This window comes from Xanthomonas campestris pv. phormiicola (genome assembly GCA_025666215.1).
Classification (GTDB): domain Bacteria; phylum Pseudomonadota; class Gammaproteobacteria; order Xanthomonadales; family Xanthomonadaceae; genus Xanthomonas_A; species Xanthomonas_A campestris_A.
The window spans coordinates 4737001-4751427 of sequence record CP102593.1; the positions used below are offsets into that span (position 1 = coordinate 4737001).

The 14427-nt window shown below is 70.9% G+C and carries 11 protein-coding genes and 1 pseudogene; 5 read left to right on the top strand and 7 right to left on the bottom strand.

Features of this window, described 5'->3' with window-relative positions:
- The first annotated feature begins 276 nt into the window (after positions 1-276).
- Complete coding sequence (locus NRY95_19995; protein UYC15943.1) at positions 277-1059, top strand: DUF72 domain-containing protein; 783 nt, start codon at positions 277-279, stop codon at positions 1057-1059.
- Positions 1060-1534: 475 nt separating this feature from the next.
- On the top strand, positions 1535-3229 hold the full coding sequence (gene treA, locus NRY95_20000) for an alpha,alpha-trehalase TreA (protein ID UYC15944.1): 1695 nt from the start codon (positions 1535-1537) through the stop codon (positions 3227-3229).
- 250 nt (positions 3230-3479) lie between these two features.
- Here the strand turns inward: treA and NRY95_20005 are convergent, their stop codons facing one another.
- Both NRY95_20005 and NRY95_20010 read right to left on the bottom strand, forming a co-directional pair.
- On the bottom strand, positions 3480-4253 hold the full coding sequence (locus tag NRY95_20005; protein UYC15945.1) for a lytic transglycosylase domain-containing protein: 774 nt from the start codon (positions 4251-4253) through the stop codon (positions 3480-3482).
- A gap of 335 nt (positions 4254-4588) precedes the next feature.
- Complete coding sequence (locus NRY95_20010; protein UYC15946.1) at positions 4589-5575, bottom strand: hypothetical protein; 987 nt, start codon at positions 5573-5575, stop codon at positions 4589-4591.
- Between the two features lie 292 nt (positions 5576-5867).
- On the opposite strand from NRY95_20010, the gene NRY95_20015 reads away from it, so the two are divergent.
- A complete protein-coding gene (locus tag NRY95_20015; protein ID UYC15947.1) occupies positions 5868-6659 on the top strand; it encodes a transporter substrate-binding domain-containing protein in 792 nt (263 codons plus the stop codon).
- A gap of 152 nt (positions 6660-6811) precedes the next feature.
- On the top strand, positions 6812-7282 hold the full coding sequence (locus NRY95_20020; GenBank protein UYC15948.1) for a hypothetical protein: 471 nt from the start codon (positions 6812-6814) through the stop codon (positions 7280-7282).
- A 278-nt stretch (positions 7283-7560) separates the two neighbouring features.
- On the opposite strand, the gene NRY95_20025 is transcribed toward NRY95_20020, so the two are convergent.
- The 3 genes and pseudogenes from NRY95_20025 to NRY95_20035 all read right to left on the bottom strand — a co-directional run bounded on the left by NRY95_20025 (position 7561) and on the right by NRY95_20035 (position 11220).
- Positions 7561-9654, bottom strand: coding sequence for an NHL repeat-containing protein (locus tag NRY95_20025; GenBank protein UYC15949.1), 2094 nt, complete (start codon positions 9652-9654; stop codon positions 7561-7563).
- Positions 9655-9745: 91 nt separating this feature from the next.
- Positions 9746-10296: pseudogene (locus tag NRY95_20030) on the bottom strand (RNA 2'-phosphotransferase).
- A 54-nt stretch (positions 10297-10350) separates the two neighbouring features.
- Positions 10351-11220 carry an AraC family transcriptional regulator gene (locus NRY95_20035; GenBank protein UYC15950.1) on the bottom strand — a complete coding sequence of 290 codons (870 nt, stop codon included), beginning with the start codon at positions 11218-11220 and terminating at the stop codon, positions 10351-10353.
- Positions 11221-11551: 331 nt separating this feature from the next.
- Here NRY95_20035 and NRY95_20040 point away from each other — a divergent pair, with 331 nt between their 5' ends.
- Positions 11552-11911 carry a hypothetical protein gene (locus NRY95_20040; GenBank protein UYC15951.1) on the top strand — a complete coding sequence of 120 codons (360 nt, stop codon included), beginning with the start codon at positions 11552-11554 and terminating at the stop codon, positions 11909-11911.
- A 31-nt stretch (positions 11912-11942) separates the two neighbouring features.
- Here NRY95_20040 and NRY95_20045 read toward each other — a convergent pair whose 3' ends face one another.
- Together NRY95_20045 and cycA are read right to left on the bottom strand one after the other, a co-directional pair.
- A complete protein-coding gene (locus NRY95_20045) occupies positions 11943-12854 on the bottom strand; it encodes a magnesium transporter (protein ID UYC15952.1) in 912 nt (303 codons plus the stop codon).
- A gap of 157 nt (positions 12855-13011) precedes the next feature.
- Entirely contained in the window at positions 13012-14391 is a 1380-nt protein-coding gene (gene cycA / locus NRY95_20050; GenBank protein ID UYC15953.1) for a D-serine/D-alanine/glycine transporter, read from the bottom strand.
- Positions 14392-14427: the final 36 nt, after the last annotated feature.

The window sequence follows — 14427 nt, forward strand, 5'->3', positions numbered from 1 at the left end:
GGAGGTCCCGGCCATGCGTGAGGCATGCAGGCATGCGGGCGCATCGCCCGCCGCGCCGAAACGTTTCGGCGTCGCGTCACGACACGCCGGCGCAATGGTCCACACGCTGCCCGATCCACAGTCTCGCGCTACAGGCACGCGCACAAGCGCGCTGCCGACCGTCGCATCGTCCCGAGCTGCATGCACATGGCGAGCGGGCCCCGCCCGCTTCTCCCTTCACGGCCCCTGTCTGCAGCGCTTGCTATCCCGGGCATCCGTCCTGCTGCCATGCGCCCGATGCCGACCGCTTCGCCCCCCAGCGCCAACGCCGTGCCACGCATCCGCGTCGGCTGCGCCGGCTGGTCGATCGCCCGCACCCAGCGCGCGCTGCTCGGCGACGGCGCCAGCCAGCTGGCGCGCTATGCCACCCGCTTGGACGCGGTCGAGATCAACTCCACGTTCTACCGCGCCCACCGCGCGAGCACCTACCAGCGCTGGGCCGACAGCGTGCCGGCGGATTTCCGCTTCTCGGCCAAGTTGCCGCGCACGATCACCCACGACGCACGCCTGTCCGGCGTAGCGCCGCTGTTGCAAACCTTCCTTGCTGAAGTCGGCCATCTGCGCGACAGGCTCGGCTGCCTGCTGGTGCAGCTGCCGCCGAGCCTGGCCTTCGATGCGCGCACCGCCGCCACCTTCTTCGCCCTGCTGCGGCGCCGCTGGCACGGCGGCATCGCCTGCGAGCCGCGCCACGCCAGCTGGTTCTGCGCGCGCGCCGAGGCGCTGTGGCAGCGCCACGGCGTCGCCCGCGTCGCCGCCGATCCGGCCCTCAACGCCGGCGCCGCGCAGCCCGCCGGCGCCGCGGCGCCGGCCTACTGGCGCTGGCACGGCGCACCGCGCATCTACTACAGCGACTACCAGGAGGACGTCCTGCAACAGCTGGCCGAACGCGTCATCGCCGCCACGCCACCGGCAGGCGAAGCCTGGGTGATCTTCGACAACACCGCGCTGGGCCACGCCCTCGACAACGCCGCCACGCTGCAGGCGCAGCTGCGCGCCGCTGGCGTCGGCACGGACGTCTGACACCGCGAGCGGCAAGGCGCCACCGACTGGCTGCATTGGCCACATCGGCATTGGCTCAACGGGCTGCACTCGCCGCGCTAGCCGCAACCGCAGCCGGCCAACCGTCCACCGCGAACATGCCCGCCCCCATGCGCGCGGGGGACGGCGGGCGCCGCCTCGGCAAGCGGGCGCCACCCGGCCGATGGCCCCCGAACCGCGACGCCGGCCGCACGGCCGACGCGCCGCGCCATCCGCGCCGGGGCGCGATTGGCCCCGCTCTTGCATCGCTGCAGGCAGGCCGCGACAGCCCGCCCTCCGATTCAAGCCAGCCGGCCCATGGCCGATATCGCCAGATCGGCCGCCTGCGTCGTGCCCCGTTCCGGATCGCTCCACGCTTTCTGCTGCTTTCGTCGGCAAGCGGCCGCCACAGCCGCCAGTCACCCGCCTCCTGCTTCGGTCGTTTACCATGCCGCACGCATCCTGCTCTGGACCCGAGATGAGCCATGCCGCTCCCCCTTGCTGCACGCCGCTGCTGAGCCTGTCGCTGGGCCTGCTGCTGGGCAGCTGCGACACCGCCTCGGCGCAGCTCGCCCCGACCGCGATGCAGACCACGCCGGCACCGGCGCCGTTGACCCCGGACCTGGCCTATCCCGAACTGTTCCAGGCGGTGCAGCAGCAGGAACTGTTCGACGACCAGAAGCATTTCGTCGACGCGCTGCCGTTGCGCGACCCGGCGCTGATCAACGCCGACTACCTGGCCCAGCGCCAGCAGCCGGACTTCGACCTGCGCCGCTTCGTCGCCGCCAACTTCGAGGAATCCGGCCCGGTGCAGACCGAGGCGATCCGCCAGGACACCGGCCTGCGCGAACACATCGACGCGCTGTGGCCGCTGCTGGTGCGGCGCCAGGTGGACGTGCCGGCGCACAGCAGCCTGCTGTCGCTGCCGCACCCGTACGTGGTGCCGGGCGGGCGCTTCCGCGAGGTCTACTACTGGGACTCTTACTTCACCATGCTCGGCCTGGTCGAAAGCGGCGAGACCGAGCGCAGCCGGCAGATGCTGGACAACTTCGCCTACCTGATCGACACCTACGGGCACATCCCCAACGGCAACCGCACCTACTACCTGAGCCGCTCGCAGCCGCCGTTCTTCTCGCACATGGTGCAGCTGCAGGCCAGGGTGGAAGGCGATGCCGCCTACGCGCGCTACCTGCCGCAACTGCAGAAGGAATACGCGTACTGGATGGAAGGCGCACAGGCGCTGGCGCCGGGCAGCGCGCAGGCGCACGTGGTGCGGCTGGCCGACGGCAGCCTGCTCAACCGCTACTGGGACGCGCGCGACACGCCGCGTCCGGAAGCCTGGCTGCACGACGTGCGCACTGCCGCGCAGGCCAAGGAGCGTCCCGCCGCCGAGGTCTACCGCGACCTGCGCGCCGGCGCCGAGAGCGGCTGGGACTATTCCAGCCGCTGGCTGGGCGACCGCAAGACCCTGGCCACGATCCGCACCACCGCCATCGTCCCGGTCGATCTCAACAGCCTGCTCTACCACCTCGAAACGACCCTGGCCCTGGCCTGCGACAAGCACCCCGGCGCGGCCGGCTGCGACACCGACTACGCGGCCCTGGCCAGCGCGCGCAAGAGCGCGATGGACAAGCACCTGTGGAGCGATGCCGGCTACTACGCCGACTACGACTGGCAGCAACGGCGGTTGCGCGACCAGGTCACCGCCGCGGCGCTGTATCCGCTGTTCGTCGGCATCGCCTCGCCGGCGCGCGCCAAGCGCAGCGCCGACACCGTGCAGGCGCAGCTGCTGCGTCCCGGCGGCCTGGCCAGCACCCGCCTGCATACCGGGCAGCAGTGGGACGAACCCAACGGCTGGGCGCCGCTGCAATGGATCGCGGTGGACGGCCTGCGCCGCTACGGCCAGGACGCGCTGGCGCAGCGCATCGGCAGCCGCTTCCTGGCGCGGGTGCAGGCGCTGTTCGCGCAACAGCACAAGCTGGTGGAGAAGTACGGCGTCGATGCCCAGGCCAAGGGCGGCGGCGGCGGCGGCGAATATGCGCTGCAGGACGGCTTCGGCTGGAGCAACGGCGTGACCCTGCTGTTGCTGGATCTGTATGCCAAACAGGCGCCCGCCCCCGCGGTGGTGCCGGCCGCGCAGCACGCGCGGCAGCCGGAACCGGCCACGCTCTGAGGCGCCGGCCGGCGGGTGTGCTGCGGCCCTTGCCCAGACCAAGGATCGAAGACGAGCGTACGCACCCTGGCCGAATTCCTGTCCGCCTCGCGCGAAAAGGACGCCTTCGCCGACGCCTTCGAACTGGAAAGCCCGCACCTGCTGGAAGTGCGCCTGGACGGCCTGGCCTGCGCCGCGGCCTTGCGTGGCCAGCAATCGCAAGCGGCGGATGCGCAACGTCCGACCTGCTGCCGGGGATCCCGGACCGGCGCTACTGCGCCGGCGTTTCCGCCTTGATGCCCATCGCCTCGCGGTAGCGCTGGTACAGCGCCATCACCTTGTCGATGTACTCGCCGGTCTCCGCGTACGGCGGCACGCCGCGATAGCGCGCCACGGTGCCGATGCCGGCGTTGTAGGCGGCCGCGGCGAGCGTGCGGTCGCCCTGGTAGCGGCGCAACAGCGACTGCATGTAGCGCGCGCCGCCGGCGATCGACTGATCGGCGGCGAACGGATCGGCCACGCCGTATTCCTTCGCCACCTCGGGCATCAGCTGCATCACGCCCTGCGCGCCTTTCGGCGACACGGCGGCCGCATCGAAGCCGCTTTCGGCGTGCGCGATCGCGCGCAGCCACGGATCGTCCACGCCGGTGGCGCGCGCCGCGGCGCGGAATTGCCTGGCGTGCATGTTCAACTGCGGCGCGCCGACCTTGCCTAGTCCCGGATGCGCCGCCTCGCCCGGCGGGGTGACCGCGGTGAAGCGCAGGTACGGGCGCGAGCCGGGCAGGTTGCGCGTGGAATACACCAGGCGCCCGTCCTGCTCGCGCTCGTACAAGGTGCCGCTGAACACGCCCATGCTGCCCCACAGGTTGGGCGTGGCGATCGCGGCATCGTCCAGTTCCTTCGGCGTGCAGCGCGAGCCCGGCTCCGGCGCGGTCGCCAGGCTGACCGTGCCGTCGCGCACGCAGCGGTACACCGTGCGCGCCTGCGCGCCGGCGACGACGCCGCAGCACAGCAGCAGGCTCAGCAGCGTTCGGGACAAGGGCATGGGACAGCGACCGCGCGTGGCGAGGCAGGGCGCGCATCATCGCGCACCGGGCGTCGGCGCGGGTGAGGATCGGCCAGCACCCTCGTTTTGACGCGCACCGTTGCAGGAGCGGCATCAGCCGCGACAGCCGAAGCCTTTGCCGTTCCCCACTCCGTTCGTCGCGACTGATGGCCCAGGCCACCCAGAGTCGCTCCCACAGCAGACTTGCGGCGAACTGGCCGGGTGCACTGTGGGAGGGACTTCAGTCCCGACTGCTTCCCGGGTCGGATCGCTCGAACACCCCGTTCGTCGCGGTTGGAACCGCTCCTAAAGGGAGCGCGGCAACCAGAGAATTCCTACGGCGCGCAGGCCGCCAGTTTCTGGTCGGCGTACCACAGCGCGCGCCGCGCCAGGTCGTAGGCGCTGTCGGCGGCGCGCGGCAGGGTCTGCTGCGCCAGGATCGGGTCGGCACCGTGGGCCATGGCGTTTTCCACGCGCTGCAGGTCCTCCAGATTGTCCAGCACCGGCTGCAGCAGGCGGCGGCGCTGCGCCGCCGGGCAGGCCGCACGGCGCTGCTCCAGTTCGCCGATCGCCTTGCGGATGCGGCGGCTGGCCTCGCCGTCCAGGCCCGGCGCCTTTTCCAACGCGATCGGCGCGGCCTTGTAGGCGTCGCCGGTGGCCTCGCTGCCGAGATCGCCCGGGCGCTCGTACAAGGCCGGATTGAAGCGCACGTCCGGCGGCGGCCGCGCCACCGCCGACTGGTGGGTGCTCTTGGGCAGCAACTTCTTCATCGCATCGCCGATGCCCTGCACCGCCGCATCGCCCAGGGTGCCGCTGGTGGCCCAGTCCTTCTCGAAACGGGTGGAACGGTAGTCGATCGGGTTCGGACGCTCGAACATGCGCTTGGCCTTGGCCAGGTCGCGCGGATTGGTGGTGCCCGGCGGGGTGCCTTGCGCCTCGGCGAACGGGTCCACCGCCACGCCGTCCGGCAGCCGCGCGCTGCCGTCGCGGGTGTACAGCGTGGCGCTCATCGGCGCCGCCTGCGTGGCCACGGCGGCGGCGCTGCGGGTCGGTGGCGGCAGCGGCGCCTGCGCCGCCCGCGCGGCGGCCGGCGCGCGCCGTGGCGCGGCATGCGGCGCGGACCGGGCAGCCTGCGGTGGCGCCGGCTGCGCGGCGACCGGTACCGGGCGCGGCACGAACACCAGCCGCATCGCGTCGTGGACGCGCGGCGGCGCCGCCGCCGGCGCGATCAACAGCAGGCGGCCCAGCAACAGCAGGATCAGCAAGGTGGTGGCGGCCGCGCCCAGGCGCAGCAGCCGGTCTTCCGCAGGCGCAGACGTCACGACGATCGGGATTCCATAGCGAGGTATGCGTCCACCGGAGGATTGTCTCCGGACTCCGCTATGGTGCCGTGAGTTCCTGTGCCGCAACGTGTCAATCGGCGTCCAATGCCGTCATGCACCACCACCGGCCGCCGGACTGCGGGTGCAAAACCCCTGCCACGCTTGACGCTGCGCCATGCCGCGAGGAAACCGGCTAAGGTGGCCGGCGCCGCTGCCGCGACAGCCGGCGTACAGCCAACGCGCGCCGGCATCCCTGGTTTGGAGAACGCCCCGTCGTGAAAACCGATCAGCCATGAAGCACGCCACGATCCGATGGCTGGGCGCCTGCCTGCTGAGCGCCGCCGCGGCGCTGCCGGCCACTGCCGCGCCGTCGCACCTGGACAGCATCGCGCAGCGCGGCAAGCTGCGCGTGTGCACCACCGGCGACTACCTGCCCTACAGCCTGCTGCGCGCGGACGGCGCCTACGAAGGCATCGACATCGCCCTGGCGCAATCGCTGGCGGCCAGCCTGGAGGTGCCGGTGACCTGGGTGCCCACGCGCTGGGCGACGCTGCTGCCGGATCTGCTCGCCGATCGCTGCGACATCGCCGTCGGCGGCATCTCGGTGTCGCTGCCGCGGCAGCGCCACGCCTGGTTCAGCGCCGTGCTCGACGTGGACGGCAAGATCCCGCTGGTGCGCTGCGCCGACCAGCAGCGCTATCGCGACCTCGCCCAGATCGACCGCGCCGAGGTGCGGGTGATCGAACCGCGCGGCGGCACCAACGAAGCCTTCGCCCGCCGCGAACTGCCGCAGGCGCGGCTGACCCTGTCCGACGACAACACCACGATCTTCCGCGAACTGCGCGAAGGCCGCGCCGACGTGATGATCACCGACGCCTCCGAAGCGCGCTTCCAGCAGCGCCGCATGCCCGGCCTGTGCGCGGTGAACCCGCACCAGCCGCTGCAGTACAGCGAAAAGGCGTTCCTGCTGCCGCGCGGGGACATGGCCTGGAAGGCCTACGTGGACCAGTGGCTGCACCTGAGCAAGGCCAGCGGCGAGTACCGCAAGGCGCAGGCGCCGTGGTTGGGAGATGCGGCGGACTAGCGTTTCCGTCGCGGGCGGCGCCTCGGCCGCCGCTGCATTGCGTGGCGCCTGCCATGCATGCGCAGTCCGCCGCGCTCCCATCTGCAAGACGCCATGCGGCCGACGCCGGCGGCGATCGCCCCGGCAGAAAAGCACATCGACAAGGGGACATCATGAAGAACGGATGGAGCGCGCCCGCGTTGGCGAGCGTGATGCTGGTGGCCGGGGGCTCGACCAATAGCGTGGTGCGCCAGAGCTACAAGGCCGCGGCGCCGGAAACCTACTGGTACCAGGTCAAAGGCAGCGAAGACAGCGGCGCCGAAAGCCTGGGCATGTTCCAGCGCCAGCTCGACGACAAACGGGACGCGGCGCATCTGCGCGGCGCCGAGGGCAGTGCCGACGCGCGCAAGATGACGATCACCATCGACCATTCCTACATGCACAGCAACGGTGCGCGTTTCTGGGCCGGCATCATGGCCGGGCGCGACAAGATCAAGAGCAGGGTCGAGGTCGCCGGTGCAGATGGCAAGACCGCGGCGCGTTTCGATGTCGCGTCGACCAATACCGGCGCCTGGGGCACGTCCGACGGCCTGGTCGGCCGCCGCGCCGAAGAAATCGTCGAACGGCTCAAGCAGCTGCATTAGGCATGAGCGCTGGCGATCGCCGTTGTGCCGACGACGCAACTGGCGTTCTCCGCGCGCGATGACCGTGCCAGGACATGCACCGCGCAGGTATTGGAAGCCAGCGCAGCGTTGTGGGAGCGACTTCAGTCGCGACAGGCTTTATCGGTAACGCCCGTCGCGACTGAAGTCGCTCCCACAAGGGGCGCATGCCTGCAGATCGACAAGAGCATCGGCTCCGGAACGCGCCTCTGCAGCTGGCTCAACGTGTCGCGCGCGCATCTCGCCGCGGTGCCGTGCGCCTACTCCAGCGTCACCCGCAGGTCACGATTGGCCGTGGCCTGGTTGCCGCTGTAGTCGCTGGCGGTGATGCGGATCAGGTAGGCGCCCGCGGGAAGCGCGCTCGGCTGCCATCGTCCTTCGGCGATGCGGCCGTCGCGCACGGTGTTGGTCACCAGGTAGCGGAAGCGGGTCGTGGCGCTGCCGTGCACGGTGATGCCGCTGTCGGCGGCGTACGCCACCTTCACCGCATCGGCATCGGCGGGCATGCGGTCGAACTGGATGCTCGGCTGCGCCGGCGCGGCACCGGGCAGCGGCCGGCCTTGCGCATCAAGCACTTCGTAGCCCAGCGCATACAGACCCAGGCGCCGGCGCGGCAGGTTGCGGTCCACCTGGTCCCAGGCCTCCACCACGATCTGCACGCCGCCGTTGCCGCGCGCCACCCGCACCCGTCCTTGCGTCGCCGGCAGCGCCTGGCCGTTGCCGTCGAACAGGTCGATGCGCTGGATCTGCGGCGGGGAGTGATCGGCATAGTCGCGGAAGCCGAGCAGCACCGCATTGCGTTCGAAGCCGCTGGCGCCGACGCTCAAATGCACATGCGCCATCGCGTTGATCGTGCCCAGCGCGTCGCCGGCGGCGAAGCGGGTGCCGCGCAGCACGCGCACCCGTTCCGGCGCGCCGCTGTCGTCGGCGAGCAGGTGGAAGCGCTGCGGGTCCAGCGGCGCGCCCTGCGCGGTGCGGCCCACGCGCATGTGGATGTAGCCGAGCTGGTCCAGCGCCAGGCCTTCGCCGGGCTTGCCCAGCGCCCAGGTCGCGCCGGGGCTGGCGACCTTGGCATCGGCGATGGCGTAGACCGTCTGCCCGACATCGCCGCGGATATCCAGGCCCGCATGCAGATGGTCGCGGCTCTCGCCCTGGTAGTTGCCGCGCACCTCGCCGAGCGTGCCGACCACCTCGTGCCAGCCGTCCTGCGGGCGCAGCGGCCAGCGGCCGTGGGTGACCGGCAGCGGTTGTGCGGCGGCGGGACCGATCACCACGGGCGCGGCCGCGGCGGCGGCCTGCGGCGTGGTCGGCAGCAGCCGGTGCACCCGCGCGCTGCCCGCATCGGTGACATAGACCGCGCCGTCCGCGGCCACGGTCACGCCGGCCGGACGCGCCAGGCGGGTGTCGCTGCGCTCGCCGGACAGCACCAGCACGTGCCCGGTCGAGGTGACCTGCAGCACGCGGCCGTCGTCGCTGCCGACGTAGCCGTGGCCGTCGAAGGTCAGCCCCAGGCTCAGCGGCCGCGCCAGCGGCGACGCCTCGCTGGCGCCGGCCAGGGTGACCACCCGCCCGTCCGGCAGCAGCTGGCGGATCGCGTCGTTGCGCAGGTCGGCGATCCACAGCACGCCGGCGCGATCCACTTTCAGGTCGGTCGGCGTATCGAAGCGCGCTTCGGCGCCCATGCCATCGGCATAGCCGGGGCGTTCGCCGCCGGCGAGCGTGCGCACCTGGCCGTCGCGCTCGATCACGCGGATGCGGTCGTTGTAGGTGTCGGCGACGTAGACGCGCCCCTGCGCATCGACCGCCACGCCCATCGGGCCGTTGAAGCGCGCCTGCGCGGCCGGGCCATCGCGGAAACCGGCCGTGCCGTCGCCGGCCAGCGTCGTCACCACGCCCTGTGCGCTGAGCTTGCGGATCGCATGGTTGCCGGTATCGGCGATGTACAGCGTGCCCGCCGCGTCCACGGCGATGCCCGATGGTGTGGCGAAGCGCGCCGCACTGGCGATGCCGTCGGCGAAGCCTTCGGCGCCGCCGGCAACGGTGGCGACCGTGCCGTCGCGGCCGATGCGGCGAATGCGGTTGTTGTCGCCGGCATCGGCCACGTACAGCACGCCATGCGCATCGACCGCGATGCCGTAGGGATCGGCGAAGCGTGCGTGCGCCGCGGCGCCGTCGGCCAGGCCGCGCACGCCGTCGCCGGCCACCCACTGCAGCTGCGCCAGCCAGCCCAGCGGCGTCGGCGCGGGCACGTTGGTCGCACGCACTGCGATGTGCGAACGCTCGCTACGCCACCACGCGAACACCGCGAGCGATAGCAACGCCAGCAACAGCAGCCATACCCCGGTCTTTCTCATGCCCTGCCCGTGCGACGAATGGTCAGGCACCTTAGACAAAGCCCGCGGCGCAGGGAAGCGCTTGCGTTCGTGGCAGCCAGCACCCGACGCCCTAAGCGACCGCGCCTGCGAAATCGATGAACGCCACCGGCACCTGCGCGGTCAGCCAGACGCCGTGTCGGCGCGATGGAACGCATGCCCGGCCGCGGCCATGGCCTGCGCGCGCACCGTCAGCAACACGGCCCGTCCATGGCGCTGCCCGACCTGCAACGCCGTGTCCGCCGACACCGACAGGTGCACGTGCTGGCGCTGGCCCGGCAGCAACCCGTCGCGGCCGATCGCGTCCAAAAAGCGGGTCGCAGTGCCGTGGTACAGCTGCGGCGGCGGCTCCACGGATGCAAGGTCCAGGTCCACCGGCAGCGAATGCCCCTGGTTGGCGCGGATGCGCAGGCCATCGGCACCGATCGCGAAACGCTGGTTGTCGCTGTGCGCCACCACCCGCTGCAGTTGCGCGCGGGTCAGCCGATGGGTGGGCTGGGCAAGCCGCAGCAGCGCATCGATCGGCGCCCACCCCTGCGCATCGAGCTGCAATCCGATCGCCTGCGGCTGGTGCCGCAGCACCCAGCTCAGGAACCTGCTAGCGGTCTCGTCGGAACCTTCCATCGCAGCGGCCTCGGCATGCACTCGGGCCGGGCACGATAGAGCACGCCGGCGCGATCAGCCACTCAGGCCGAGCTGTTCGGCCAGGTCGTGGCGCGGCGAACGGCCGTACAGGCGGCTGTATTCGCGGCTGAACTGCGACGGACTCTGATAGCCGACGCGATAGCCGGCCGAGCCCACGTCCATCCGCTCCACCACCATCAGCCGCCGCGCCTCGCGCAGGCGCAGCTGCTTCTGGTATTGCAGCGGGGTCATCGCGGTCACCGCGTTGAAATGGTGGTGCAGCGAAGACGCGCTCATGTTCACCTGTCGCGCCAGGTCCTCGATCCGTATCGGTTCGGCGTAGTGCTGGCGCAACCACGCGATCGCCTTGGCGATGCGGTTGCTGGGGCTGTCCTCCTGCGCGATGCGCAGCAGGTTCGGTCCGCACGGGCCGGTCAGCAGGCGATACAGGATTTCCTGCTCGATCAGCGGCGCCATCGCGGCGATATCGTCGGGCCGTTCGAGCAGCTTGAGCATGCGCAGGGTCGCGTCCAGCAACTCCGGGCCGGCCGTATTGACCGACACGCCACGCACGCAATCGGCGCTGGCCTGCGCCGGCAGCGGAATGCGTTCGAGCAGGTCGCGCAGCCGGTCCGGGCGGATCGCCATGCCCATGCCCAGCAGCGGCTGCTCCGGGCTGGCCTGGGTGATCCGCGACACCACCGGCAGGTCCAGCGCCACCAGCAGATAGGTGCCGACGCCGTAGCGGTATTCCTCCGTGCCCAGGCTCAGGCACTTCTCGCCCTGCACCACCAGCGCGAAGCACGGCCATTGCGCGGTATGCGTCTTGGGCGACGGTGCGGTACGGTGCGAACAGAACAGGCCCTCGATGGCCGTGTCGCCATCGCCGTCGGGGACGGCCAATCGGGCAACCAGGGCGGCCATTTCTTGATAGCAGTCGGCAAGCGCGGTCATCGGCGTAAGGCGCGGTGGCGGGAGATGGGGAGAGCGACAGCTTGCCTGATGCTGCGACGGTGCGGTCGCGGCTGCGACACGGTTTGCAGGATCGGACAAGAATTCCGCGGGATCGCGATAACGCGCCACGGCACCGCGCTCGCATCCTGTGCAGGCCGGATCCCCCGCCGCGTCTACCGGAGTGCTCCCATGCCCATCCTGCTTCCCTCCTCCCCCACCTGCACGCCGAGCGCCGCCGCCACGCCCTGCCGCGCCCTTTCCCACCACTGTGCCGCGCCGCGCAAAGCGCAGGGCTGAGCCGATGCAAGCGCATAGCGAAGCCCTGGAAATCACCACCTTCCGCCTGCAGGACTGCACCTGGCGCACCTTCCTGCGCGCCAACGCCGAGGTCGATGCCTGGCTGCAAGGCCAGCCCGGCTTCCGCTCGCGGCGCATCGCGCGGCGCCGCGACGGCACCGTGGTCGACATGCTGCTGTGGGACAGCGTGGCGCACGGCACCGCCTCGGCGCGGCGGCTGATGCGCGACCTGCAAGGCGCCGCGATCCATGCACTGATCGATCCGGACACGGTGTCCTGGGACATCGCGCCGGTGCAGCACGTCAGCGGCGAAGAGCGCAGCGACAGCGAGGCGGACGTCGAAGCGGACAGCCTCGCCGCTTAGGGACGGCGACCGCCGACGGCCGCCGCCGCGCTCACACCCAGCCGCGGCGGCGGAACCACGCCAGCGGCAACACCACGCTCAGCGCGATCACGCCCAGCGCCCAGTAGTAGGCGTCGTGCCACTTGAGCTCGGGCATGTGCGCGAAGTTCATGCCCCAGATGCCGACCAGCACGGTCGGCGGAATGCCCACCACCGACGCCACCGCCATCACCTTCATCACGTTGTTCTGGTCCATGTTGATCATGCCCAGCACGCTGTCGAGCAGGAACTCGACACGGTCGTCCAGGTGCTGCTCGAACTCGCCCAGGGTGACCAGGTCCTTGTGCAGCAGACCGATGCGCTTGGCCGCATCGGCGCCGAACCAGTCCGGCGCGGCGCCGTCCAGGTAGGTGGCCAGGCGCAACAGGCCCTGCCCCGCGTTGTGCATGCCGCCCAGCCGCCGGCCCATGCCGCCGACCGCGTGCAGCATCCGCTCCAGATCGCGCGAGGTGTGCGGTTCGTCGAACGCCATCCGGGTGGTTTCGGTGATCTCCGCTTCCAGGGCTTCCAGCCGGTCGGCCAGGCGGCCGACCACCTGATCGAGCAGGCGCAGCAGCAGATCGTCGCTGCTCCGGCACGGGCTCTTTTCCAGTTGCGCGGCCACCGCCTCCAGCGAGCCCATGCGCTGCTCGCGCTGGGTCACCAGCATCCGCGGCGACAACGCAAACCCCAGCGGCGCGGTCGGGCCGTCGTCGTCCTGGAAGCGCGGCACATTGAGGAACAGCACATCGCCCTCGATGCGGACCCGGCTGCTGAACTCGATCTCGCCGATCGCCGCCCGCGTGGGCAGCGCAAAACCCACGCGCTGGTCGGCCTCGGCCAGTTCCTCGCGGCTGGGCTGGCACAGGTCCACCCAGCAGAACGGTTGCGCGGAGGTTCCGGCAATGCGGTGGATCGTGATCATCGGGATCGGCTCGATGGCGGGAGGGCGCGAGCATCCTCCGCCGCGGCTGAAGCGAACGTCAACAGCGCAGGCACGCGCCGCGGCCGCCAACGCCGCGACACCGCACCGAACGGCGCCATCGCCGCGCTACGGCCGGCCCTCGCCACGCTGCCGCAACTCAGGCGCGCACGCCACCGCGGCGCTTCAACGCATAGCCCACGCCCAGCAGCAGGAACCAGACCGGACTGGCCAGCAACGCCTGCCGGGTGTCGTCCTGCAGCGTCAGCAGCGCCAGCACGAAGGCGAAGAACGCCAGGCACACGTAGCACATGAGCACCCCGCCGGGCATCTTGAACGCCGAGGCCGCATGCAGCTGCGGGCGCTTGCGCCGGTAGGCGATGTACGCGCACAGGATCAGCGACCAGACGAACATGAACAGCACCGCGGCCAGCGTGGTGACCAGGGTGAAGGCGGTGACCAGGTTCGGGATCAGGTACACCAGCAGCGTGCCGCCGAGCAGGCACGCGCAGGAGAACAGCAGCCCGCGCGCCGGCACCGCCGCGCGCGACAGCCGGGCGAAACCGCGCGGCGCATGCCGCTCCTCGGCCAGGCCGTAGAGCATGCGGCTGGTGGAGAAGATGCCGCTGTTGGCCGAGGAGGTGGCCGAGGTCAGCACCACGAAATTGATCAGGCTGGCCGCGGCCGGTACCCCGGCCAGCACGAACAACTCCACGAACGGGCTCTTGCCCGGCACCACCTCGCGCCACGGCGTCACCGCCATGATCGCGATCAGCGCCAGCACGTAGAACACCAGGATCCGCACCGGGATCGAATTGATCGCCTTGGGCAGGTTGCGCTGCGGGTCGGCGGTCTCCGCGGCGGTGGTGCCGACCAGCTCGATGCCGACGAAGGCGAACACCGCGATCTGGAAACCGGCGAAGAAGCCGCCGATGCCCATCGGGAACATGCCGCCGTCGTTCCACAGATTGGCCAGCGCCGCCACATGCCCGGACGGCGACTGGAAGCCCCAGGCCACCAGCCCGGCGCCGGTGAGGATCAACGCGCAGATGGCCACGATCTTGATCAGCGCGAACCAGAATTCCATTTCGCCGAACAGCTTCACCGTCACCAGGTTCAGGCTCAGCAGCAACAGCACGCACAGCATCGCCGGGATCCACGGCGCCAGGCCGGGGAACCAGAACTGCGCATAGGCGGCGATCGCGATCACGTCGGCGATGGCGGTGATGATCCAGCAGAACCAGTAGGTCCAGCCGCAGAAGAACCCGGCCCAGGGCCCGAGCAGGTCGGTGGAGAAGTCGATGAACGACTTGTACTCCAGGTTCGACAGCAGCAGCTCGCCCATCGCCCGCATCACGAAGAACAGCATCGCGCCGATGATCAGGTACACGAACAGGATCGACGGCCCGGCCAGGCTGATGGTCTTGCCCGAGCCCATGAACAGGCCGGTACCGATGGCGCCGCCGATCGCGATCAGCTGCAGGTGGCGGTTGGACAGGCTGCGCTTGAGATGGTCGGGCTGGGCGGACGGGTCGGACATGGGTGCGGCCATCGGCGGGGACGATCCGACAACATA